This is a genomic window from Candidatus Woesearchaeota archaeon (genome assembly GCA_018303425.1).
In the GTDB taxonomy this organism is placed as follows: domain Archaea; phylum Nanobdellota; class Nanobdellia; order Woesearchaeales; family JAGVYF01; genus JAGVYF01.
This window is the reverse complement of sequence record JAGVYF010000032.1, coordinates 11,322-35,069: the sequence shown is the minus strand read 5'-3', so window position 1 is coordinate 35,069 and position 23,748 is coordinate 11,322. Positions and strand designations below refer to the sequence as shown.

General features: G+C 30.1%; 23 protein-coding genes and 1 tRNA gene. 13 read left to right on the top strand and 11 right to left on the bottom strand.

Translation table 11 applies throughout. The features are described 5' to 3' along the window. Positions 1 to 13: 13 nt before the first annotated feature. A complete protein-coding gene (locus tag J4418_04435; GenBank protein ID MBS3113302.1) occupies positions 14 to 1,507 on the bottom strand; it encodes a radical SAM protein in 1,494 nt (497 codons plus the stop codon). 170 nt (positions 1,508 to 1,677) lie between these two features. On the opposite strand from J4418_04435, the gene J4418_04430 reads away from it, so the two are divergent. The 4 genes from J4418_04430 (at position 1,678) to J4418_04415 (ending at position 6,049) form a co-directional block, all read left to right on the top strand. Further along, positions 1,678 to 2,445, top strand: a complete 768-nt coding sequence (locus J4418_04430; protein MBS3113301.1) for a class I SAM-dependent methyltransferase — start codon at positions 1,678 to 1,680, stop codon at positions 2,443 to 2,445. A 90-nt stretch (positions 2,446 to 2,535) separates the two neighbouring features. Next, positions 2,536 to 3,354: a CDP-alcohol phosphatidyltransferase family protein gene (locus tag J4418_04425; protein ID MBS3113300.1), complete on the top strand. Its 819-nt coding sequence runs from the start codon at positions 2,536 to 2,538 to the stop codon at positions 3,352 to 3,354. A gap of 32 nt (positions 3,355 to 3,386) precedes the next feature. Continuing rightward, entirely contained in the window at positions 3,387 to 4,526 is a 1,140-nt protein-coding gene (locus J4418_04420) for a glycosyltransferase family 4 protein (protein MBS3113299.1), read from the top strand. Beyond that, positions 4,523 to 6,049, top strand: a complete 1,527-nt coding sequence (locus tag J4418_04415; protein MBS3113298.1) for a B12-binding domain-containing radical SAM protein — start codon at positions 4,523 to 4,525, stop codon at positions 6,047 to 6,049. The genes J4418_04420 and J4418_04415 overlap by 4 nt, the downstream gene beginning before the upstream one ends. On the opposite strand, the gene J4418_04410 is transcribed toward J4418_04415, so the two are convergent. Genes J4418_04410 through J4418_04400 form a run of 3 tightly spaced genes read right to left on the bottom strand, consistent with a single transcriptional unit; the run spans position 6,015 to position 10,636 of the window. Then, positions 6,015 to 7,133 (bottom strand): glycosyltransferase family 4 protein, encoded by a 1,119-nt coding sequence (locus tag J4418_04410; GenBank protein MBS3113297.1) that lies wholly within the window; start codon positions 7,131 to 7,133, stop codon positions 6,015 to 6,017. The two genes, J4418_04415 and J4418_04410, sit on opposite strands and share 35 nt — an antisense overlap. Before the next feature lie 14 nt (positions 7,134 to 7,147). Next, positions 7,148 to 10,066, bottom strand: a complete 2,919-nt coding sequence (locus J4418_04405) for a hypothetical protein (protein ID MBS3113296.1) — start codon at positions 10,064 to 10,066, stop codon at positions 7,148 to 7,150. After that, entirely contained in the window at positions 10,067 to 10,636 is a 570-nt protein-coding gene (locus J4418_04400; GenBank protein ID MBS3113295.1) for a hypothetical protein, read from the bottom strand. Positions 10,637 to 10,741: 105 nt separating this feature from the next. Between J4418_04400 and J4418_04395 the strand changes: the two genes are divergently transcribed. Further along, on the top strand, positions 10,742 to 11,563 hold the full coding sequence (locus J4418_04395; GenBank protein ID MBS3113294.1) for an SPASM domain-containing protein: 822 nt from the start codon (positions 10,742 to 10,744) through the stop codon (positions 11,561 to 11,563). Here J4418_04395 and dcd read toward each other — a convergent pair. From dcd to J4418_04360, 7 genes are all read right to left on the bottom strand, one after another. After that, complete coding sequence (gene dcd / locus J4418_04390; protein MBS3113293.1) at positions 11,560 to 12,072, bottom strand: dCTP deaminase; 513 nt, start codon at positions 12,070 to 12,072, stop codon at positions 11,560 to 11,562. The two genes, J4418_04395 and dcd, sit on opposite strands and share 4 nt — an antisense overlap. Then, entirely contained in the window at positions 12,072 to 12,746 is a 675-nt protein-coding gene (locus tag J4418_04385) for a UMP kinase (GenBank protein MBS3113292.1), read from the bottom strand. Before J4418_04385 ends, dcd begins: the two co-directional genes overlap by 1 nt. A 30-nt stretch (positions 12,747 to 12,776) precedes the next feature. Then, positions 12,777 to 13,127: an EamA family transporter gene (locus tag J4418_04380; protein MBS3113291.1), complete on the bottom strand. Its 351-nt coding sequence runs from the start codon at positions 13,125 to 13,127 to the stop codon at positions 12,777 to 12,779. Beyond that, positions 13,124 to 13,516, bottom strand: coding sequence for a hypothetical protein (locus J4418_04375; protein ID MBS3113290.1), 393 nt, complete (start codon positions 13,514 to 13,516; stop codon positions 13,124 to 13,126). The genes J4418_04380 and J4418_04375 overlap by 4 nt, the downstream gene beginning before the upstream one ends. After that, positions 13,513 to 14,166 (bottom strand): class I SAM-dependent methyltransferase, encoded by a 654-nt coding sequence (locus tag J4418_04370; GenBank protein ID MBS3113289.1) that lies wholly within the window; start codon positions 14,164 to 14,166, stop codon positions 13,513 to 13,515. The genes J4418_04375 and J4418_04370 overlap by 4 nt, the downstream gene beginning before the upstream one ends. 23 nt (positions 14,167 to 14,189) lie before the next feature. After that, positions 14,190 to 15,260, bottom strand: coding sequence for a hypothetical protein (locus J4418_04365; GenBank protein ID MBS3113288.1), 1,071 nt, complete (start codon positions 15,258 to 15,260; stop codon positions 14,190 to 14,192). Between the two features lie 119 nt (positions 15,261 to 15,379). Then, positions 15,380 to 15,515, bottom strand: a tRNA-Arg gene (locus J4418_04360). A 246-nt stretch (positions 15,516 to 15,761) separates the two neighbouring features. Between J4418_04360 and J4418_04355 the strand changes: the two genes are divergently transcribed. The 8 genes from J4418_04355 to J4418_04320 all read left to right on the top strand — a co-directional run bounded on the left by J4418_04355 (position 15,762) and on the right by J4418_04320 (position 23,740). Next, entirely contained in the window at positions 15,762 to 16,754 is a 993-nt protein-coding gene (locus J4418_04355; GenBank protein ID MBS3113287.1) for an ADP-ribosylglycohydrolase family protein, read from the top strand. A gap of 6 nt (positions 16,755 to 16,760) precedes the next feature. Further along, entirely contained in the window at positions 16,761 to 17,486 is a 726-nt protein-coding gene (locus J4418_04350; GenBank protein MBS3113286.1) for an isochorismatase family protein, read from the top strand. Positions 17,487 to 17,511: 25 nt separating this feature from the next. Further along, positions 17,512 to 18,168: an NUDIX hydrolase gene (locus tag J4418_04345; GenBank protein ID MBS3113285.1), complete on the top strand. Its 657-nt coding sequence runs from the start codon at positions 17,512 to 17,514 to the stop codon at positions 18,166 to 18,168. Positions 18,169 to 18,362: 194 nt separating this feature from the next. Beyond that, positions 18,363 to 19,415 carry an ABC transporter ATP-binding protein gene (locus J4418_04340; protein MBS3113284.1) on the top strand — a complete coding sequence of 351 codons (1,053 nt, stop codon included), beginning with the start codon at positions 18,363 to 18,365 and terminating at the stop codon, positions 19,413 to 19,415. Then, positions 19,415 to 21,301, top strand: a complete 1,887-nt coding sequence (locus J4418_04335; protein ID MBS3113283.1) for an ABC transporter permease — start codon at positions 19,415 to 19,417, stop codon at positions 21,299 to 21,301. Before J4418_04340 ends, J4418_04335 begins: the two co-directional genes overlap by 1 nt. A 153-nt stretch (positions 21,302 to 21,454) precedes the next feature. Further along, positions 21,455 to 21,952 carry an adenylate kinase family protein gene (locus tag J4418_04330; protein ID MBS3113282.1) on the top strand — a complete coding sequence of 166 codons (498 nt, stop codon included), beginning with the start codon at positions 21,455 to 21,457 and terminating at the stop codon, positions 21,950 to 21,952. After that, positions 21,924 to 23,030 carry an NFACT family protein gene (locus J4418_04325; protein ID MBS3113281.1) on the top strand — a complete coding sequence of 369 codons (1,107 nt, stop codon included), beginning with the start codon at positions 21,924 to 21,926 and terminating at the stop codon, positions 23,028 to 23,030. Before J4418_04330 ends, J4418_04325 begins: the two co-directional genes overlap by 29 nt. Further along, positions 23,027 to 23,740 carry a TraB/GumN family protein gene (locus J4418_04320; protein ID MBS3113280.1) on the top strand — a complete coding sequence of 238 codons (714 nt, stop codon included), beginning with the start codon at positions 23,027 to 23,029 and terminating at the stop codon, positions 23,738 to 23,740. Before J4418_04325 ends, J4418_04320 begins: the two co-directional genes overlap by 4 nt. The last annotated feature ends 8 nt before the right edge of the window (positions 23,741 to 23,748 follow it).

Below are 23,748 nucleotides of genomic sequence, written 5' to 3'. Positions count from 1 at the left end.
CTCCCACTTTAGTTTAAACAACCCTTCCCATAATTTTATCAGAAAGATCTTTTTTTGTTTCATTATATATCTTGAATTTACGGTTCCATCTTTCAGGATTTTTTTGTTTGCTCCATTCATTAAATTCCCTGGTATTTGTTTCAACTAATTTTTCTAATTCCTCTCTGGGCATGACAAATTCTTTTTCATGTTCACCGATAAAAATATTTGCATGCTTGAAATCAGCAGTACGACTTGTATTTTTAAGCCATCCCCGCGTTTTACATATATTGTATAATTCAGTTCCTACAACAGGAACCGCAATAAAAAAAGCAACACTATCAAAATCAACTTCTTTTGCAAAATTAAAAGTCATCATTAATTCTTCGCGGGTTTCACCAGGCAGCCCCACTATAAAATTTGAGTGCACATCTATATCATGTTTATGACATATCTCTACTAATGGCTTAACTATTTTTAGATCGAAATGTTTGTGGATAATTTGATCAAGTACCCTTTGACTTCCGGTTTCAGGTGAAAATGTTAATTGGTAACATCCGGATTCAGCCATAGCTTTGATTAGTTCTTCATCTAATGTTTTCATCATTATTCCGCCGGGAGTACACCACTTAAAACCAAATTTCTCTTCCTTCATTCTTTTGAATAATTCCATTGCCCTTTTACGATCGAGGGTAAGATTATCATCTAAAAAGTGTAACTCTCCTGCATGATATTTTTCTTTAAGTATTCTCATTTCTTCAATTATGTTTTCAACACTTCTTGGCCGGAATCTTCCCCAATAACTTGTGCCCGGACAAAAACAACAATTAAAAGGACACCCCCTTGATGTTAAAACTCTTGCAACTCTTCTGTTACGCACAAATGGATTTGCATGCATTCCAATTTCAAAATACTTTTCCATATTTACTAAATGTCTCGCAGGGAAAGGAATTTTATCTAAATCTTGAATAAATCCCTTAGCAGGATTTATTTTTATCTCATTGTTTTTACGAAATGCAATTCCTTCAATTTCATCATAAGATTTTCCATTTTTCAAAGCATTCAATAAATTTAATGCCCGATATTCGCCTTCGTTTAGAACAATAAAATCAATATCACTGCATTCTTCCATCATTTCTTTCGGAAAGAAACTAGGATGTATTCCTCCAACTATAGTGATGATATTGGTATCTAGGGATTTTATCAAAGTGCATAATTTATTTACTTTTTCTTCATTAAATGAAAAAGAACATGCAACACCAACTACATCAGGTTTTTCAAGGTTGATTCTTTCTTTTATTTGTTCAGGGCTTAATCCATAAGTAACATATTCTCCCTCTTCTGAAATATTATCATAACCTTCACAAGGGCTATCTACAATAACAACCTCATAACCATTTTGTTCAAGAACAGCTCCAATATATAAAAAATTTATGGGATTTACTAATCTTCTGATTGATGTTTTATCTACTGTAAAAGAAGGAGTTAAAAGTAATACTTTTTTAATTGAGTTTAATTGATGAGTCATACTGATTTTTAAGTAAAAAGTATAATATTTAAAATTATATATTCTCAAGGAGATACTTTCTAAGTTACAATGAAGTTTAGGGCAATAACTCAATACGCAAATAAATAATATGAGACAAACTTATATTACTTTTTAGGTAATTTTATAAATATCAGATAAATCATGGTTATATGAAATGCAAAAAATTAATTCAAGAGATAGTTATTGATGAATATTCAGGTGCAGGAGTTCAAGAGGCATATAGAGAAATGACTAAAGAGGGGTTATGGCAGTCAGAAGAAAAATTATTTAATAAGTATTTTAAAAAAGGGTCAAAAATTTTAGATGTTGGTTGCGGTTCTGGCAGGACGACTTTCCCATTAATAAGGATGGGTTATAAAGTAATAGGGATAGATTTAACACCTGCGATGATAACCTCTGCAAAAAAAATCGCCGAAGAATTAAAGACAAAGACTGACTTTAATATCGGAAATGTAACAAATTTAGAATTCATAAATGAAAATTTTGATGGCGCTTTATTTTCGTTTAACGGATGGGATCAAATCCCCGGAAAAGAAGACAGATTAAAAGCATTGAAAGAAGTATATAGGGTTTTAAAACCCGGAGGGTATTTTATTTTCACATCCCACATAAGAGAAATAGGAAAACGAACTCCATATTGGATAATGCAATGGATAAAAATGTATATTTTAGAGCGATTTGGTTTTCCTGCCAATGAGATTGAATTTGGAGATAAGTTTTGGAAAAATGCCACTAGGGAAAAATATAAGCATGGACAATACATTCATATACCCAAATTATCTGAAATTAAACAGCAAATTGCACACGCCGGTTTTGAATTAGTAATTTATGAGTGGAGAAATATTATTGCTCCCGAAGATTTAAAATTAAAGAGCAGAAATACTGTGTTTTTTGTATGTCGTTCATTAAAAGCTTAAGTATCTATCATTATTTTTTAATATTTCATAGTTGATTTATATACTTAATATTCGATAAGCTTAATAAACTCTCTTTATTTTTCTATAGAAATGCATATTCCCTCAATTAAAAAATTAAAAAAAATAATTTATAAAAATGAGATGGAAGATTGGTTTTCCAGATCTTATAGAAAAATCTCTATTTATGGTACTTGGTTATCTTTGCATATTCCAGAAATTACCCCCACGCAAATAACATTAATGAGTTTAGTGTTTGGTGTAATGGCTGGAATATTTTATGCTACTGGAGATTATATATTCGGTTTATATGGTAGTTTTTTATTTTTCTTAATGTGGTATGCTGATTGTATTGATGGAGAAATTGCAAGATTTAAAAAAATGTCTTCTATTGAGGGACACCATATGGATGCATTAGCCGGACATTTAGGAGAGATCGCAATTTTATTTGGTATTGTATTCGGATCTTTTATTAAAACAGAAAGTTTTTGGATTTTGGGCATGGGTTTTATTATGCTTATGTCAATGATATCATATGATTTAATTGTAAATCTGCGTTATGCGACATATAATTATTATTGTTATCACAAAAATAAACAACAAGAGATATTAGGGCGCTTGTTTTTTAATACTGCACCTAAAAACAATAAAAAACCTGGATTATTAACGGGAATATTCTTTAACTTAAGTAAATTAATGTTTTTGTTTCAACTTTCATTTAGGAATATTTTTATCATTTTTATGTCAATCTTTAATAGAATGGAATATGTTGTATTCTTCTATGCTTTAATTTATCCCCCCTTTTTAATCGTTAATATAATCTATCAATATTATGGCGGACTTAAGGCATTTTTTGACCGTACAGATAAATATCAAAAAACGGGTAAAGTTACTACTTTTAGTGATTCATAACTTTTTTAAATGGCTATCTATTCCATTCTCTCATGAAACGGCTTAATATCTATCTTTATTCAACCCAAGATATCACACAAATGGGCGGAGGCGGAAATAGTTCTTCAACTACTTTCAAATATCTAAATAAAGCCGGACATCATGTTACCTTTTTTAAAAGTATACTTGAAATGGAAAAAGCGTTAATAAAATCTAAACCGGATATTATCTTACATCATAATATCAAAGATCTTGATAAAGTTTATCCGATTTCTAAAAAATTAGACATACCTTTATTATCAACAATTAATAATTTAATCACGTGCCAAACTGGAGTCCATATCAAATATGACTCTAATTTTGGGGTTCCGTGCTTTAAATGTAGTTTCTTTAAAGGACTAGTTTGTCAAATTAAAGAAAAAAATGTTAGGCCTCTGAATGAAAAATTATCAGCATTATTTTTTTATCCATTAAGATATTATAACAGAAATCAAAGAATTAAACTTCTTAATGATATTAATGGGATTATTGCAATTAGCCCAACTTTAAAAAAATTATTACGTATTAATGGAGTTAAGAATAAAATTTATGTGTGCAATCAGCCAATTGATGATGATATGCTGATTAAACCCCAAAAACGGTTGCATTTTGACAAAAAAACAATTTTTTATCAGGGCGGCGGTGAACCATTTAAAGGCGTAAGGGTTTTGATTGAAGCATTTATTAAGCTTAAACAAGATGACACCAAATTACTAATAGCGGGAGATATTAGAAAAGAAAATAATTTAAATATTAAATTAATCCAACATAAATATCCGAATATTAAATTTTTGGGTCAAGTTTCTGTTGATGATATTAAAAAATATTATTACTCCTCTGATATTTTTGTGTTTCCAAGTTTATGGTTTGAAGCTTTTGGCAGAGGTTGGGCAGAAGCGGCCTGTTGTGGAAAACCTATAATTACTTTTAGAGGAAGGGGCGGTTCTTCAGATTTTTTAAGTAATAATGTTAATGCTTTAGTGATTGAACCGAGGATGAATGATATTGTTTTGGCTATGGACAAATTATTAAATGATGGGAAATTAAGAAATAAATTGGCTAAGAATGTAAAAGAATTTGCAAAACAAAATTTAGTTGCATCTAAGGTTGCTGATAAACTCACCTCAATATATGATGAGGTTTTAAAATTATGACTAAAAAAATAGTATTAATAAATACATGGATGCCTAGTGATATGGACCTTAAACCGCTACCACCACATCTGGGTCTTTTGGCTATTGCAACATATATTAAACAAGAAGGTTATGAACCGGTTATTTTTGATTCTCGGAAATATCTTCAACAAGGAAAAGATTTTTGGCCTGTTTTAGAAAGAGAAATAAAAGATTCACTTTGTGTGGGTTTATCTGTTATGACGGCACAAGTTGATTCTGCTTTAAGAATTGCTAGTAAAATTAAACAAAATTACCCTAAAATGCCGCTTGTATGGGGGGGATATCATCCAAGTTTATTTCCTAAACAAACGTTAGATGATCCATTAGTGGATTTTGTTATCCAGGGAGAAGGAGATTGGTCTTTTTTAGATGTATTGAAAGCTTTAGAATTAGGAGAAGATTTTGAAAATATTGATGGTTTGGGGTATAAAAAGAATGGTGAATTAATATTTAACCCCCAGAAGAAATTTCATGAGATTAATGATTTACCTGCCTGGAACTGGTCATTTTATGATTTAAATCAGTTTTTAATTGGTGGCACTTGGTCTGATCCTATACCAGTTAAACAGTTGCCTGTGCAAACTAGCAGGGGCTGTCCTTACATGTGTACATTTTGTATAAACACCGCTTTAAATTGTTATCGTAAATGGCGCGTTAAAGAAGTAAGGAATGTAGTAGATGAAATTGAAAATCTTGTAAAAATCTACGGTATTGAATGGATAAATTTCAGAGATGAAATCTTCTTTTTAACAAAAAAAAGGATTATTGAGTTTTGTGATGCGTTAATAGAAAAAAATATTAAAATTGAGTGGGCTGCAAATGCCAGAGTTGATTTTTTTGAAATTGGAATTGTTGATGATGAAGTTATGAAAAAATTAAAAGATTGTGGTTGTGTCAATCTAAGTTTTGGCGCTGAATCAGGTTCACCTAAAATGTTAAAATTTTTAAGGAAAGGGATTACACCTGGACAAATATTAAAATCTGCTGAAGTTTGTAATAAGTATGGAATAAAACCAGTATATTCGTTTATTGTTGGATTGCCCGGCGAAACAAAAGAAGATATTATGATGACTTTAGATATTATGAAACAAATAATTAAATTATGCCCTTCATCTGTTCTTTTGGGTCCTCACTTATACCGTCCTTATCCAGGGTGTGAGTTGTATGATATTGCTAAAAAGTTTGGTGTTCCCGAAGCTAAAACTTTAAGAGGGTGGCCTGAAATAATGGGCGAAGCTTTTAAAAAATCATCTGATCCAATTGAAAAAGGCGGTTATGGTTTTGATTCATTACCATGGGTCTACGATAGGAAGTTTGTTAATGCGTTTATTACATATGCAAGATATGCGGTTTATGACCCCGTTATTCTGTTTAAAACTAAACGTTATCACATGGCGGTTCAATCAATCTTAGCTAAATTAAGATTTCAAATTGGATTTTATGGAGCAATTGGAATAGAACGAAAAATTAGAGATAATGTTCGTAAACTTCTAAAATTTTAGGTACCTGGACTTCCCATGAATACTTTTCTTTAACTCTTTTAACTGTATTTTTGCTTAATATGTTTAATTTAGTTTTGTTTTGAATTAGGTTAAACAATTCTTTTGCAAATTGTTTCTTATCATAAATATTGACCAATATTCCGGTTTCATTATGTCCGATCATGTCTTGGAATGAATAATTATACTTTGATGCGATAACCGGTATTCCGCAGGATAATGCTTCTAATACTCCAAAATTAAATTCATCATATAATGAAGGCGCAACAAGTAAATGTGATTTTTTAATTATATTTAATGTATTCTCCCGTGATAAAAGCCCTTTTAGCTTAATATGGCTCCGGATTGTTTTATAATTTGCTAAAACTTTTTTAAATTTCGAAGGGATTTTTCCAATTAATACTAAATCATAATCGATTTTACAATATTTTTCAATCAAACTAAGCGCGTCTAATAAATATTTTAAACCTTTGCGTTTTATCCAGATATGATTTCTCCCAATAAATGTTAAAGTAAGCCTTTCAAACTTTTTTTCGTTATTTTTTTGAATATTAATTCCTGGCGGAAGAAAAATTCCTTTATTTCCTATATTTTGTTTAACATGATTTGTAACACACAATACTTTTTTAACCTTTTTAATGGCAAGCCAATCCTTGATACTCATTTCTATTTCCCGGATAATTCTATAAAGCAATAAAGATTTTTTTTCATAATTTAAGGCAAGTTTAACACATTCTAATAGTCCCTTAGGATAATCCCACCCCGTACTAATTGTAGGGCACTTAACCCTATTAAACGCCAAATGGTCGCTCGTATGGAAAATATCTGGTTTAATCTTATTAACCAGCTCAGAAATTAGATAGTCTTGGTATGGCCCATAAAACCAAGAAAAAGGGGGTATTTCAAAAAAAAAAGACCTTTGTTTTGGGCTTTCAAATACTTTGATGTTATACTCTGGATTTTCTAATTTTTTGTCTCCAATTACAACTATCTCATGTTCTGAATTCTTAGAGAGATATCTTGCAAGTTCTAAAGTGTAAGTTCCTACACCAGAGCCTTCAATATAGGGGTTTAGGCAAATTTTCATTTAGTATACTTAATTTAAATTATGAGTGAATCTGGATTTTCATGAGTAAATCCTTGATATAATTTAAGCTTTTCTTCACTTACTTTAAAGTCTTTGGGGTAATTAATTTTCCATATCTTTAAAGGCCCAATTTGTCTGCCTTGATATAACGCAAGAGGCATTTGATTGCTGTCATCATATACTAATTCAAAATTAGGAGTTCCTTTATTGAATAAAAATAATTGTGTCCATAATGCATGAACTCCTTCTTCTGACACATACAAACCTGCGCCAATAGGGTTCATTTGATTATTCTCAATTATAGGTTCTATTCTAAAACAACCTTTTAATCCAGGCGTATCCCAGGTTGTTTTAACTCCGTTTACATATAAACATTCAATAGGTACATCTTTTCTTTGGTTATTAAAAAATAATGCCGCAGTCGGTTGTTTATAATTTGGGACTGTGATAGTTTCATTGTTTTCGTTAAATGTTTCTCTTGTTTCAAATGGTAAAAATATCCCCCCAATTCCTGCACCTTGTCTAGGATATATTTGTCCTTCGTAAACAAAATCGTCATCAAGTACATATGAACCGCCGTAAAATAGTATTGTCTGATCTCGTGTTTCTTGTGTTCTCTGCGGGTCAAGCCTAAAACTGGTTATCCATGAATATCTATCGTAGTTTTTATCTGAACCTATAGATGAATATGCGGTATATTTTCCAATTTCATCGCTAATAATTAATAAATATGTGGCATTATGCGCATATAATACTTCTAATGCTTCAATTTCATTTTGAGCAGTTAAAACATGTCTCCCTATTTGATAATTCCAATAACCGTGAGCGTTACCTCCATCTGTTATTGTAGCCCTTTCAAATCCAGTTTGTACAAAATAACCATAATCCCACCAGTGTGCAAATACTGAATCAGTTGGTGTATTTTCTCTAACCCATTGTCCTGCAATTTGCCATTGCCTATCATAACCTGGACCACTGTATTGCGCGCTTCCAGAAATCTGTTTATAAAAATTCACTAAATAACCTTCGCTTAATGTTGAACCCAATGCATAGGGACTGCCAACCAATAATATAATTAATCCTAATGCCGCATATTTATAACGCTTATCTTTTAACGCCAAACTATAATCTACCATTTTGAATATGAAATATGATGCAATTATTGCTGTAATTGGCGCAAGCACCATTAACAATCTTATTGCTCCTCTTGCACCGACTAATGCGATTATAAACCAAATTATTAAAAGAATATATTTTTTATCAATTAACTTTATATTTTCATAAACTCTTTTATCTATGTAATATGAATATAAATATATTCCAAATAATATAAGCGAAAATATTATAATTGAGCCAATATACGCAAACTTTGAAATTGTGCTAACACCGTTGAAATACGTTGAATTTTGGCTATATCTGCTAAATACAAAGAAATATATGAATAGTCCATATAAGATTGTTAATGTAAATTGATTTATATAATTTAATTTTAACTCTTTTAAGCTAGTTTTAATAGGATTTAACAATTCATAAAATAAAACACCGGACCCTATAAAAAATAATAATATATAAAACCAGCCCATTTGTCCAACCCAGTCTGTTAGGAATGGCTGATGATTTTCTGCGACTGTTAATTGCCACCGATCCTTACCATAAGGATTGATTAGATCTGTGTAAATATTTTCGGCTTTTTGCGGAATTATAGCTGGACCATATAACCCGGATAAAATAATTACTCCAAAAAATACTGTGATAATTAAACATGCTAATCCTGGGATGGTTTTTTTTTCTATAGTTTTCTTAAGATTAAATAAATTTTTGTTAATTAAGAAATGATATACCAAACCAACTCCAAATGCAATTACTATGATACCAGATGTAAAAGAGGTTAACAATATTTTAAACCCCAATAGATTAGGATGAATTATTGAAAAACCAATCATCATGCTGAACCATGCAGAATATGAATAAAAATCCTTTTCCTTAAATTTATTTAAAAATATTTCAACTAAAATAAATCCCCCGATTGTCAAATAAATAAATTTGACCCCGCCCCACGTATATGCCATTAACGCTGTGGACAAGCCCGAAAATAATCCCCACATTATACTTTTAAATGTATTTGTTTCTTGCCAGGATCTGACAAACAAATACAATATTAAAAAATAAAATAGAAATCCGGCAGATTCTTTATCTGAAACCCCCGCCATTGTTCGGAAAAGAAAAATTGGAATGAATGCTAAAGTGGTTGTAGCCAATAATGATATTCTAAAATCAAATAATCTTTTAACAAGCAGATAAAAAAAAATCATGCCAAAAACAAATACTATTGGAGGATAATATACGTGCGCTGAGTCAATTGTGAATGCCGGATTAAAAAAGCTAATTATTTTAAATATAATTACACTAACATAAGATGTTCCAAGTAAATTTTCTTGCGGATTAAAACCATAAGGCACATATCTCATAGTGTCCCAATATTGCAATGTTCCATGCCCAAGTAGATATTTTGCATATCTCAAAAAAACGAATGCATCCGGATCTATCGGTATAAGTCTTTGTGTTGTTATATCTCTCATTAAAGGAATATTACTAACTCTTATTTGATACGCAATCCACAAGATTATTGCAAGAATTGCATAAGGGATTTTTTTTTTTTGTTGTTTAATAAAATTTAAGATTTCTTTCTGCCTTTCCTCAATAGCTATCTGTTCGTTGTTTTCTCCGGCATTTTCTTCCTCATTGAGATTTTCACCTTTATAGAAGCTATGAAATTTTGTTTTTGAAATAATTTCAGGTTCCGAATTATTTTCCATAATTGAAGAATGATCTGAAATAGTTTGTTTAACCCCTTCAGCACAATTTAACATTTCAGCAATATTTTCATTAATTTTAGTATCTGGATTTTTTTCGATTTTTGTTGGTTCTGTCATTTATATTACCCCTAATAATAGGTAAATTAATTTTTCAGTTGCTTTATTCAGATTGAGACTTGTGTCCCCTTCAATAACATAACACATGTAATCTTTGTATACTCTAGATTGAACTCCACTTTTTAAAAATATCCCTGCTACATTGATGTCTTTACAGTCTTTTATGGGTAATGAATCTGGACAACCCTCTTCTTGACTGCATGCCGGTACCGAAGTAATCCCTTTTTGATTTAGGAAATATACCAATCGTTGTTTTAGCAAATCAAATGTTATGTTTTTTTCATTCGGATCGGTTATAATATAAACTTTTGGCGAGTCTATGAATACATATGGCAATGAACTTATATTTGTTAATTCATCAGGTAAATAGGGAAATGCTGTTTGTACATTATTTATATATGTAAACCACCCCAAATTGTAAGGATAAAACCATTTACCATTAAACTCTACGGGGTCTTTTTCCGAATTAGTGTTTGAAGTGAATACTGCACTAATACTAAGAATCATTAATACTGCAATAAATCCCCCCATAAACTTTTTTCTCAGAAAAAATAGTGGTTCTTTTTTCATTTTAGAATTTTAATCTAAACATGATTTATAAAGATTATTAGAGCACACTATCTATAATCAAAGAAGGTAAGCATATTTATATAGTTATTAGGATTTTTTCAACATATGACAGTGAAGTTATTTTTAATAGGAAAGAAGATTATTCCTAAAAAAATCAAGCATCATTTTTCTAAACTATATTATCTCCTAAACAATTATGTTAAACATGGGACAACTGATTTTTTTAGAGCAGTTGAAATTGAAACATTAACTAAATGCAACCGCAAATGTTTCTATTGCCCAAATTCAAAATATGACCGCGGGGATCAATATATGGAAGAGTCTTTGTATAAAAAAATAATTGATGAATTAGCAGAGTTAAACTACAATGGCAGAGTTTCACCGCATTTTTATGGCGAACCTTTAGGAGATAAACGTTTACCTGATTTATTAGGGTATACTCGACAAAAATTGCCCTCCGCATATATTGTTGTTTTTACAAATGGTGATTTTTTGACAAAAGAAATGTTTGATTTATTATTATCTAAAGGCGTTGATGCTTTTTTAATCACCCGGCATGTAGGTCCTGACTCTGAAACCTTGAAAAAAATGTTAAATTCTTTAAGTGCCGCGGAAAAGAAAAAGGTTACCCTGAGAAAATTTACTCCCGATACCACTTTATCAAATAGAGGAGGCTTGATTGACAAAATTAAAACTGAATATATGAATAAATGCAATTTTCCAGCTACTTCTTTAATTATTGATTTTCAAGGAAACGTAATTCTTTGTTGTAATGATTTTTTTAGTTCTGTTAAATTCGGCAACCTTACAACTGAAAAAATAAATGAAGTTTGGAAAAAGCCTAACTTTATTAAATTACGAAAAGAGCTTCAAGACGGAAAATTTAAGTTAGATATTTGTAAAAAATGTGTTAATATGCAAGATTAAATTTCGGTTTGTTTTACGAATTTACCTTTGTATTTAGAAACTTTTCCTTCTATTCTTTCAAATATAATCTGGATAATCCTTGTACCGGCATTAATCTTTAAGGGCGTATTTCCTAAATTTTTAATTTCAAGAACTTGTTTATTATCAATCCCTGGTTGAACGAAATTTGAAGTAACATGCACCCCTATCCCCAATCTTGCAAATCTGCTTCTGCCTGAAAGCCAACCGCAAATGTTACTGTTTAAATTAATCGTTTCCTTTGTAATTCCCAAAGCAAAATCTCCGGGCTGAAGAATAATTGACTTTGTTTTTTTGAAACTTGATAATTTTTTATAATCCGAATTTTCTTCAACATTAAACACTTTTAAATTTAAATCAAATATTCTAAACTCTTCATCAAGGGTTAAATCATAAGATGCTGCGCCAAGATTATTCTTATTGAATGGAGAAATCGTTAAATTTTGTTTTTTAATTTCTTTTAATATCTCATCTTTGCTCAAAATTCCCATTATTCAATCACCGTACCTTTAAAACTTCTGCTGGAATATAATATTTTTTTTAAATTATTTAAATCTTTACCATTTGCAATTATTACTTTAAGACCATATTGCATAGCCCTGTTACTTGCGATTGGATCAAAAGGCACATGCGCACCAGATACCCATTTGCGACCTATAACTTTTTTATATTCTTGCCATCTTAAAGATTTTAGAGGTTTGGCATTTTTATATTTTTTGGGATTTTGATCATAAACATATGAAATATCTGACAAATTTATTACTTCTTTTGTATTATATTTTTTCGCAAGCTCTACTGTGTCAAGATCAGAACTTCCTCCCGGTTTGTCTCCCCCAATTATTAAAATTTTTTTAAAATCATATTTTTTGTTGGGACTGTACTTTACATTTTTTTCTGCAAAACTTCCAAATATTATCCGTATTAATTCAGCATTAAGCCTTGTAGCCATAACCCCAACCCAATCAAGTTCAGATTGTTTTATATTTGTAACGAGTTTAGCCGCCCTATAATACTTTCTGCAAATACTGCCCCCCCCGCAAACAATTATTACTTTATTACCTTTTTTTATGTAATTGATAATCATTTTTCTAAATTGTTTTAAAAAAATATAATTTATTTCATTCGGTATAATAAGTGACCCCCCTAATGAAATTACTTTTAACATAAGAAAATAAAGTATTAAGTATATATAAATTTAACTTCCTATGCCTATTAAAATTACGCCTATTACTATCAATATGAGGCCTAACCATTTGTATTTATTCATCCGTTCATTCAGAAATATTAGTGAGAATAAAATTACCCAAATATATGTAAATGAAGTAATAGGATAAAGAACTGAAAGTTCTCCAAATTTTAAAGAAGGAATGAACAGAAGTGTTGAGAATCCGTAACATAAAATTCCTTTGATTAAATCATAATTTTTAATAAGTTTCCAAAAATTTAATTTAATATTGTCTGAACCTTTTTTTAAGTAAAGCGCACCTATCCCTCCAAATAATGATGCGATAAATACTCCAATAATTGCATAAATTGAAGTTTTCATTGCAACACCTTGTTACTTAAATTATTATGATTGGTTTGGTTATTGTAATTAATTAGTGAAATCCCTAAAATAATAAATAAGACGCCAAATATTTTATAAAGGCTTAAAACCTCATGAAAAAAATATATTGACGTAAGAGTTACCCAAACATATCCCGTAGCAAAAATTGGATATAACACTGATAATTTTCCGCCTCTTAATGCAATTATCAATAAACAGGCAGAAACCCCATATGCTGTTAAACCTAAAAATAAAGAATAATTTGTTATAATTGAGATTACATTTAATTCCAATTTATTTGCGCCCAATTTGTAGGAAACCTCGGCAAATGTGTTTAGGAATGTGCTTAATATTATTATGAAAATTGCCATCCTTTTGGTGATTTTCATTTTGTTCCTCTTAAAACTAAATTATCACAAAATCTAGGGATATATGGTGTTAATCTAATCAGTTTGCCTTTCCAATAAGGAATATTTAACTTATCTCCTGTAATTTTAATATTTTTAAATCCGCCCTTTTTAAGTATCCTTATGGCCTCGGTTTTACAAAAATCCCGATAGTGCGGACTATCAAACCTGCAAGAATAAGCTAGAGGTTTTCCAAGTAAAATCAAAAAAAGATTTCTGAACATATTAATATTAGGCACAGTGATTATTAAGTTTCCATTTTTTTTAAGTATTCTGTGCATATCTCTTACTACAGGCAAAGGGTCTAATACATGTTCGAGCACTTGACCGCAACATATAATGTCAAAAGTTTCATCTTTGTAAGGTAATTTTTGTGTAATATCAACTTTTTTTATATCTAAACCCCTGCGTTTTCCATTTTCAATTGCTTTATCAGAAATATCAATTCCTTCGCATTCAAATCCCTTTTTTTGATATTCAATTATAAATTTACCTTCGCTGCATCCAACATCAAGTAATTTGCCGCTTTTATTTTTTAAAAGTCTGAATATTGCGTCAAGTCTTTGTATATTAATTCCGTCTTCAAATTTTATCTGATTTTGAATGTTCCGTTGTATTTCCTCATAACTCATAATCTTTTTTGAAAAAGTTAGATTTATTTAAAGCTATCTAAATACAAGTATTTAGATGCCCATAACATTGAATGATCCGCTTTGTAAAACAATGACTTATAAACCTCGCCTTTTTTTGTGAAAAGTTCGTAAAAATTCTGATTTTTTTCAATTTGTTCTTTATACAGGTTTAGATATTGTTGAGCTAATGGTTTATTAAATCTTATTAAAATTTCGATAAAGTATAATCCTAAAAAAGGCCAAATTTTATCGCCTTCCCATGTTGGCACGAAAATTGATGCCGCGATTTGTCCATTATGATTCTCTTTAGTGTATTTTAATGGAAACGGTTTGTCAAGTTTTTCTGTCTGAATATAGCCAAGACATGATTTGAACATTTTTTTACCAGTTATTACACTTGTCCAAAACGGAAATATGTTTGCATCACCTGTAACTTCTGCGTTTGTCAAATCTTCATTGAAATAATAACCGTTCCAAAAATGTTTAGTTATTATTTTTTTAAAATTATATTTTTTAAATGGGTTCTCTAATTTTAATTTAGTTACTTCTTTACATAATAGCGCAATCATGCAATTATCATAACAGGAACTATTTTTTATGAAATGATCTTTCATTGAAGAAAAATGAGTATATTCTTTTATGATTCCTTTTTTTGCATTGAATACTTTTTTGTAAAATCCTTGAATTTCTTGATTTAGAAAATCCTTGTATGGCTTGATATTAAAATTTGCAGTATCTATTGAATAAAGTAGTAATGGCAATGTGTCTACGGCGTAGATTGGAAAATTCATTACTTTTCCATATCTGTTTATGTAGCATCCAACTTTGTTTTGTTTTTGAAAATGGTTTAATGCAAAATTTAATGTTTTATGTACTTCTTTTTTGTACCCCAAACTCATTAGTGCATTAGTACAAAAAGCAAAATCTCTTGTCCAAAATAAAGGGTATGAGCATGCACCAGTTTGAAAAAATTTGCCATTCCAGCATTTTTGTACTATTTGTTCACAGATTTCTGTTGCATTACCTTTGTATTTGGGGTAAGGTTTGAATCTAAATAAAAACATCCATAGGCCTTCTTTTATTTGTTCTATCATTTTAAAAAATAGCACACCCTACCTGCATTTTAATAAAACCCGGGAAAAACAAGTGCGGTGTGCGCTTACTTTGTAAGCTTAACCTCACTAAATCTAATTGTGATGATTGTGAATATGAACGCACCCGGGGAGATTTTCGCTGAATTTAATTCATTTCGAACTCCCGACCTACAGCTTAGGAGGCTGTCGCGCTATTTGCCCCAAAGGAAATCTCATAAATCAAGATTTGCTATGTCCAGACTGCGCTACGGGTGCATTATCTTAAGTGATTTTTTGCTCTTTTTAAGGGTTTCTAACGAAAAGTTTATATAGATGTTAGTGTGGTCTATACACGAAGTAAACGAATTAAACTTATTTGCAGAAAATTGAATATAAAATATATAAGAATGTGGCACAAATAAAAAAAATTATGTAAGATGAAAAATTAAATTCCAAATCTCCTGTTAATAAAATTGGCGTTTGGAAAATTAATTGAGAAAAAATTGTATGGGGATGTTGTTAATGAAAAAAAATATTGAAGGCTGCCTCATTGGGTGCGGTGTAGGTGATACATTGGGTTTACCGCTAGAATTTTTAACAAAGAAACAGGTTTTAAAAAGATTTCCTCAAAAGTTAAGAGATTTTATTGCTCCAGTTAGACATAAATATTGTTCACATATGGCGCTTGGGCAATATAGCGATGATACCCAACTGACAATTGCAATCGCCAAATCTATTATTGATTCAAAAGCAATTAATATTGATGACATTGTTAAAAAACATATTGAAGCATTTAATGAAAAACCATTGAGGGGCTGGGGTCCAACCACAACTAATGCTTTAGAGAAATTGGCTAATGGTAAATCTTGGCAAGAAACAGGATTGCCTAGTGCAGGTACTGGACCTTCAATGAAAATTTCACCGGTTGGTTTGTTTTATCATTTGCACCATGAAAAAATATTTGAGGCTTGTAAAAATATTGGTTTAATGACACACACAGATCCAAGAGCTCTAGTTAGTTCAGCTGTAACTGCATATGCTATCAGTTACACATTAAATCATCGTAATGATTTTGAAAAAAATCATTTTATTGACACATTGATAAATTACGCAAAAGATTGTGAAGCAAAATTAGGACCAACTGAAGAATATTTGTCAAATAAGTTGCAAATTGTTAAAAAAAGTTTAGAATTTGACTCAGGATATCTATTGGAAAAAGTTGGAGCAAGATTTTATGTTTTAGAGGCCGTACCTTTTTCATTGGGAATGTTTGCAATGAACCCATATGATTTTGAAGAAACTTTGATTGAAACTGTTAATTCGGGTGGTGACACTGATACAAATGGCGCAATTGTTGGCGCTTTGTTAGGAACTTTTAATGGAATTGATGAGATTCCAGATAGATGGAAAACAAAACTTGAAAATTATGAAATGATTAAAAATTTGGGTAGTAAATTATATGAGGTAACGAAAACTAAAAAGTTTTCTGACCTCAAAATTGAAATTATGGGGTGATTAAAAATGAAAATATTTTTTGATGTGGATACACAAAATGATTTTATGAATGTGGATGGTGCGCTTTATGTGCCAGGAGCAGAAGAGATTAAAGATAATTTGGAATTATTAATTGATTTTGCAAATTTATCGGGAATTCAGGTAATTGGTTCAGTTGATAGGCATTTTGGCACACCTGAATATAAATCCAGAGAAGAAGAATTGCAGAGATATGGTGGACCATTTCCGGATCATTGTATGGATGGAACTTTAGGACAATTAAAAATTCATCAAACTATTGATGGTTCACCTTATGATGGTGAAGATTTAGGAATTTATATTCCTCACGATTTAGTTAAGGGAAGTAATAATAAATTATTAGGGATTGCTCGAGATTCTTTATTCTCTATTTTTTATAAATTTCGTTGTTTGGGACTTAAAAATTCAGTTTATTTTGAAAAACAATCTTGTGACATTTTTACTAACCCTGCAATCGAAGAATTGTTAAGTAATAAAGGTTTGAAAAATGATAGAATTGTACCAATGATAGACGAAGCAGTCGTCTATGGAGTCGCAACAGATTATTGCGTAAAAGCAGCAGTTTTAGGTATGCAGAAGCGAGGAATACAATGTTATGTTGTGAAAGATGCAATTAAAGGTGTTGCTCCCGATACAACCAAATTGGCTTTAGAAGAAATGGCTGAAGCAGGCGCAAAGTTTGTTACTACTGATGATGTTTTGGATAACATTTAAATAAACTAAATGTATAATATACACTATGGATAAAATGTTAGTGACTGTAGATATTGTTCTTTTTACTGTTGAACACGAAACTCTCAAGGTATTGCTTGTTCAAAGAAAGTTTGAGCCATGGAAAGATTTAATGGTAATTCCGGGCGGTTTTGTCAGATTAGATGAAGATTTAGAAAAAGCTGCAAAACGTGAACTTTTTGAAGAAACAGGTGTAAATAATATTTATATGGAACAACTTTACACTTTTGGTAATCCTCAACGTGACCCCCGGGGAAGAGTGATTACAGTGACATATTATTCATTAATTGATTCTACAAAAATTAAGTTAAAGGCTTCAACAGATGCAAAAAATGCTAAATGGTTTCCAATTAGCAAAGTTTCTAAATTAGGGTTCGATCACAATTTAATATTAGATTATGCTATCAAAAGATTAAGGAATAAGCTTAATTATACTACAATTGCTTTTCAATTATTGCCGCAGTTATTTACATTAACTGAATTACAGAAGTTGTATGAAATTATTCTTGATAGAAAACTTGATAAACGGAATTTTAGAAAAAAGTTACTTTCTTTAGATATTCTTGATGAAACCAGAGAGTCTAAAATGGAAGGCGCGCATAGGCCTGCAAAACTTTATAAGTTCAAAAAAAAGTCTCTGGTGTTTGGTAGAGATATTGTATAAGTGAAAGCCCGGTAAAAATCTGTTGACTTCTTTTGGTTAGTATTTCAGTTTAAATTTAAAGTAACCAAAAAACCTTTCTTAGAGATATTGGACTGATTAGAATACTAACTTGAAGTCAACCTCATGTAATGAGTTTTTCTCCAAAGCAGAATAAAAGAAAGTTTTATAAATAAAATATTCTATAATATATATTAATGCCTAAAAGAAAAAGAGGTAAATCTATGGCAAAAGCTAGTGTTAAAAATAAAGTGATTTCTAAAAAAAAATCAATTTTTAAAGATTCTGCTAAAAACAAAAATAATCAGTATATCATAGATTGTAAAGGAATATCCAAACAATATGGCAAAAATAAAGTTTTAAGTAATTTAGATCTTGCAGTTAAAACCGGAGAAGTGATGGGTATAATTGGAATGTCAGGTTCAGGTAAAAGTACTTTATTAAATGTTTTGATAGGATTTTTATCCCCTGAAACAGGTGAAGTATTGTTTAGGACTGATAAAGGCATGATGCCAATTTCGAAATCTTCAAAAATTATTAAAACATTGATTGGATTTGCACCGCAGGATTCTTCTTTTTATCCCAAATTAACTGCCCAAGAAAACTTGGAATATTTTGGTACACTATATAGTCTTTCAAGTGAAGAAATTGCAAAAACATCTAAAGAATTGTTAGGTTTGGTAAATTTAATTAAATTTAAAGATTCATTGGCAATGGAACTCTCTTTTGGAATGCAGAAACGTTTAGGGATTGCTTGCGCGTTAATTCATAAACCAAAAGTATTGATATTGGATGAACCTACTGCTGACCTTGATCCGATAATGAGGAGAGAAACCTGGGAACTTTTAGCAAAGGTCAATAATGCGGGAACAACAATTATTATTGCTTCTCATTTGTTGGATGAACTTGAAAGTGAATGTGATACTATCGCCGTATTACATGACGGGAAATTTAGTCAAATTGGTTCAATTGAGAAACTTAAACAGCTTTATACAACTAATAATGAAGTTTATCTGACTACAACTTCAAAAAATTATAGTAAACTCATTCCTAAACTTAAATCTAAAAAAAGTTTTAAAGTATCTAATATTGTAAAAATTGAAAACTCATTAATTTTTCATACCCCTAATACTGAACAAGTATTAGACTATTTAATCAAAATGGTTAAACTATCAAAAGACCATATCGTAAAATTAACTGTATCAAGACCATCTTTGGAGGAAGTGTTTATTAACTCACAAAAACGATAATGCTTAACAAATTTATTAAATTAATACAAAAGAATTTTAAACTTTTGATTAGGTCCAAAGCTTCAGCGTTAATTGTTATCCTTGGACCATTATTAGTAATATTGTTGCTGGGTTTTGCATTTGATAACACAAATACTTATGCGCTAAATATTGGAATCTATTCTTCAAATGTAAATGAAATAGTTAATTCCTTTATAGATAAACTTTCAGAAAAACAATTTAATGTTGTAAAGACAAATACTGAAACTGACTGTGTTCAAAGGATTAAAGAAGGAGCTTTGCATACTTGTGTTATTTTTCCAAATGATTTTAGTATTGTAGGTGAAAATCGTAATAATGAAGTAACATTTTATGTGGATTATTCAAGGATTAATATGGTTTACCTGATTCTTGAAACTTTAACAAATAAAATCTCATTACGTTCAAAAGAAATAAGTATGGAACTTACAAATACATTGTTAACCAGTTTAGAAGAGACCAGAAAAGAAGTATTTAGTAAAAAACCTTTGCTATCAAAGCTTATTTCAGATAATAAACAAATAAGTTCTAATATCCAGTCAATTACAACAGATTTATCTTCTTTAGATTTAAATGTGAATATTGAAGAATTTAATATGCCTGAGCTTAAGGCTAAAATCCTAGAATCGGATAAAGAAGAGGCTCTCAGCAGCATTACTTCAGCAAGATCAAAAGTTAGCGCTGCAATGGCTCTCGCGACTTCATTAAGCGGCGGAGATGAAGTTGTTTCGGATTTAAATTCGGCATATTCCAGTTTAACAAACGCTAAAAGCCTTCTTGAAAGTGGTGCAAATAATACAGGGGAATTAATGCAAATGATAGAACTTTCTTATAACAAAATTATTGAAACAAGTGATAAATTACAACTTGCATCCAAAACACGGACAGATGCAAATACTTTGCTGCTGACTATTAAAACTAATATAGATGAAAGCTTATCTTCTTTAGAGAGTATACAGGAAGCATTTAATAAAATTGATAATTCTGTAGGCAGTGTTCAAATTTCTGGTGCTGATGAGGTTGTTAGCCCAATTAAAACTAATATTAAAGCAGTAACCTCTGAAACAACACATCTTAATTTATTATTTCCAAGTTTAATTGTGTTAGTTATAATGTTTGTAAGTATATTGCTTGCCACGACTCTTGTAATGATGGAAAAACATAGTCCAGCATATTTTAGAAATTTTATTTCACCTGTTTCTGATTTTTGGTTTGTAATTTCAATCTATTTTACAAATATGGTATTAGTTTTAATCCAAATAATAATTATAATAGGTATTTCAATTGTATTCTTTAGTCCTAACCTCATTACCACTATTTTAGAAGCATCTGTATCACTTGTATTAATCACTACAATTTTTACGGTCATTGGAATGTTAATAGGATATTTATTTAACTCTGAAGAAACAGGGACGTTAGGCGCAATTTCTATAGGTAGTTTATTTTTGTTGCTTTCGAATCTGATTATTCCGTTAGAATCTGTACCTGAATCATTTAGGGTATATTTATCATATAATCCATTTGTTATAGCTGAAGATATGCTAAAGAAAGTTTTAGTTTATGGCCAACCTTTAGAAACATTATCTAAACAAGTGTTTTATTTGATAGGGATTTCACTAGCAATATTTTTCCTGATTATATTGATTAATGTAATTCGAAGAAGAAATCTTTTGAAAGGTTGGGGCAGTTTAACTCCCGGAAGCACTAAATTTGCGTTAATACCTTCTTTCCTAAAATTTAGAAAAAAGTCGATCATTGAAAAAGTAGAAGAAAAGGAGGATAAAGAAAAAAATAAATACTTTTCAGTAGAACATATTGAAAAAGCAAAAAAAAATGTTAAAGAAGCTAGTTTTTTTAAATACCTTTAACATATCATATAACAACTATTAATTAAAAGGAGTATCCAAATATTTAAACCAATTTATACACGGGGTAACCTTCACGAAAAGGAATTAACCTCATTTTAATATTAAGTCATTAATAAAGATACTTTTATATAGGATTTTTCATTACTATAAAATATGATAATAATAGTTACTGGTACACCCGGAACCGGAAAGACAGTTATTTCAAAAAAATTGGCTAAAGCATATAATCATAAATTTATTGATGTTAAGGCTTTACTTGAAAAAAGCACTATTTGTGAAGGATTTGATGAGCAGAATGAATGTTTAATAATCGATCCTAAAAAATTAGCAAAAATGTTAATTGATTTGATAAATAAAAATAACCGGTTAATTATTGATTCCCATTTATCCCATTATATCCCGCAAAAATATATTGATTTGTGCGTTGTATGCAAGTGCGAAATTTCAGAATTAAAAAAGCGTTTAAAAGAACGCGGATATAAAGATAAAAAAATACGTGATAACCTGGATGCAGAAATATTTGATGTATGTTTAACAGAAGCGCAAGAACAATATAAACATAAGATTTTAGTTGTTGAAACTTCTGAAGGTTACAAAATAAGCAGCATTGTGAAAAAAATTAATGATGAAACAAAACATAGCAGCCCTTGAACTTAATTATATAATTAAGGAATTACAATTTCTTGTAGGAAGTAAGTTAGACAATATTTATAACCCTTCAAAGAAAGAGCTGATGTTAATTATACATGTGCCTTCTTTAGGTAAAAAAATATTAAGAATCATGGCAGGTAAATTTATGTATTTAACTGACTATAAACCAAAATTCGAGGGCGCGACCTCTTTTTGTTTATACCTTAGAAAAAAGCTGTTAGGCGCTAGAATAAGAAAATTAGAACAAAAAGGTTTTGAAAGGATAGTTGAAATTGAAATTGAAAAACAAGAGGGCAAATTAAGTTTATTTATTGAGCTGTTTGGCAAAGGAAACATTATACTGGTAAAAGATAATAAAATATTGAGCGCTGTTGAACAGCAAAAATGGGCAGACAGGTCAGTTATGCCAGGTAACGATTATATTTTCCCGAATAAACCGATTAATTTTCTTAAAATGGACGAAGAACAATTTCGAGAATTTTGTAAAAAATCTTCACAGGAATCTATTGTTAAAACTTTGGCTTTAGATTTAGGACTGGGCAAAACTTATTCTGAAGAGGCATGTATTATCGCTAATATTGATAAAAATTCTGAACCGGCATTAGGCAGAAAAAAACTTGAAAATCTATTTAAAATCTTGATGGAATTAAAAAATGGAAATAAAGGGTATAATTACACTAACGAAGATATCAGCCCTTTTCAACTTAAATCATATGCAAATAAAGAGTTTAAAGAATTTAATACTTATAATGAAGCGCTGGATAATTATTTTACAAATATTTCAAAAGAGGAAACTAAATCGATTTTGGAAACTTCTTTAAATAAAGAACAAAACAAGATAAATAAAATTATAGAAATTCAAAGAAATAATTTGTTAAAACTAGAAAAAGATGAAAAGGAAAATCGTGAAAAAGGCGAACAATTATACTCAAATTATCAATTAATTAGCGAAGTTTTACTACAGATCCGCAAAGCTCTAGAAAAATATTCTTTTGATGAAATAAAAGAAAAACTAAAAGGACACAAACTAATTAAAAATTTAAACTCCAAGGATAAAACTATAACTATAGAATTATGATAAAATACAAACAGTTAACATTAATTGGCACATCACATATTGCAGAGCAAAGTATTCAAGAAGTTAGGTCTGCTGTTGAAGCTGAAAAACCCGGAATAATTGCAATTGAGCTTGACAAAAAACGGCTTGCCGGTTTACTTGATAAAAGCCATAAGCGTTTGAAATTAAAAGAAATATTTAGATTAGGCGTGAAAGCTTATTTGTTTATATTAATCGCATCTTATATACAAAAAAAGTTGGGGAGAATTGTCGGTGTTGATCCAGGGTCTGAAATGTTAGAAGCAGTTAAACTTGCTAATAAAACTAAATCCCAACTGGCACTCATTGATCAGGATATTACTATTACATTATATAAATTTTCTAAAGCTTTTACCTGGAAAGAGCGCTGGAACTTTTTTGTTGATATATTAAAAGGTTTATTTTTTAAGAAAAATCAGATAAAAGAGTTAGGGATTGATACTTTTGACATTACTAAAGTACCTTCTAAAAAAGTTATAGCTAAATTATTAAAAAATGTTAAAATGCGTTATCCTTCATTATATAAAGTATTGATTCACGACCGTAATATTGTAATGGCAAAAAAGTTAGTTGCATTGTTTAAAAAATTCCCAAACGAAAAAATCATTGCTGTTGTGGGCGCAGGTCATGAAGACGAGATTATTAAAATTATAAAAAAAATTGATAACTCCCAAATTGAGTTTATTTCATAATACTTTAA

Bases quoted from the DNA above. Each gene is read 5' to 3' on its own strand.
- J4418_04435 (MBS3113302.1), bottom strand. From the start codon at position 1,507: ATGACTCATCAATTAAACTCAATTAAAAAAGTATTACTTTTAACTCCT.
- J4418_04430 (MBS3113301.1), top strand. From the start codon at position 1,678: ATGAAATGCAAAAAATTAATTCAAGAGATAGTTATTGATGAATATTCA.
- J4418_04425 (MBS3113300.1), top strand. From the start codon at position 2,536: ATGCATATTCCCTCAATTAAAAAATTAAAAAAAATAATTTATAAAAAT.
- J4418_04420 (MBS3113299.1), top strand. From the start codon at position 3,387: ATGAAACGGCTTAATATCTATCTTTATTCAACCCAAGATATCACACAA.
- J4418_04415 (MBS3113298.1), top strand. From the start codon at position 4,523: ATGACTAAAAAAATAGTATTAATAAATACATGGATGCCTAGTGATATG.
- J4418_04410 (MBS3113297.1), bottom strand. From the start codon at position 7,133: ATGAAAATTTGCCTAAACCCCTATATTGAAGGCTCTGGTGTAGGAACT.
- J4418_04405 (MBS3113296.1), bottom strand. From the start codon at position 10,066: ATGACAGAACCAACAAAAATCGAAAAAAATCCAGATACTAAAATTAAT.
- J4418_04400 (MBS3113295.1), bottom strand. From the start codon at position 10,636: ATGAAAAAAGAACCACTATTTTTTCTGAGAAAAAAGTTTATGGGGGGA.
- J4418_04395 (MBS3113294.1), top strand. From the start codon at position 10,742: ATGACAGTGAAGTTATTTTTAATAGGAAAGAAGATTATTCCTAAAAAA.
- dcd (MBS3113293.1), bottom strand. From the start codon at position 12,072: ATGGGAATTTTGAGCAAAGATGAGATATTAAAAGAAATTAAAAAACAA.
- J4418_04385 (MBS3113292.1), bottom strand. From the start codon at position 12,746: ATGTTAAAAGTAATTTCATTAGGGGGGTCACTTATTATACCGAATGAA.
- J4418_04380 (MBS3113291.1), bottom strand. From the start codon at position 13,127: ATGAAAACTTCAATTTATGCAATTATTGGAGTATTTATCGCATCATTA.
- J4418_04375 (MBS3113290.1), bottom strand. From the start codon at position 13,516: ATGAAAATCACCAAAAGGATGGCAATTTTCATAATAATATTAAGCACA.
- J4418_04370 (MBS3113289.1), bottom strand. From the start codon at position 14,166: ATGAGTTATGAGGAAATACAACGGAACATTCAAAATCAGATAAAATTT.
- J4418_04365 (MBS3113288.1), bottom strand. From the start codon at position 15,260: ATGATAGAACAAATAAAAGAAGGCCTATGGATGTTTTTATTTAGATTC.
- J4418_04355 (MBS3113287.1), top strand. From the start codon at position 15,762: ATGAAAAAAAATATTGAAGGCTGCCTCATTGGGTGCGGTGTAGGTGAT.
- J4418_04350 (MBS3113286.1), top strand. From the start codon at position 16,761: ATGAAAATATTTTTTGATGTGGATACACAAAATGATTTTATGAATGTG.
- J4418_04345 (MBS3113285.1), top strand. From the start codon at position 17,512: ATGGATAAAATGTTAGTGACTGTAGATATTGTTCTTTTTACTGTTGAA.
- J4418_04340 (MBS3113284.1), top strand. From the start codon at position 18,363: ATGCCTAAAAGAAAAAGAGGTAAATCTATGGCAAAAGCTAGTGTTAAA.
- J4418_04335 (MBS3113283.1), top strand. From the start codon at position 19,415: ATGCTTAACAAATTTATTAAATTAATACAAAAGAATTTTAAACTTTTG.
- J4418_04330 (MBS3113282.1), top strand. From the start codon at position 21,455: ATGATAATAATAGTTACTGGTACACCCGGAACCGGAAAGACAGTTATT.
- J4418_04325 (MBS3113281.1), top strand. From the start codon at position 21,924: ATGATGAAACAAAACATAGCAGCCCTTGAACTTAATTATATAATTAAG.
- J4418_04320 (MBS3113280.1), top strand. From the start codon at position 23,027: ATGATAAAATACAAACAGTTAACATTAATTGGCACATCACATATTGCA.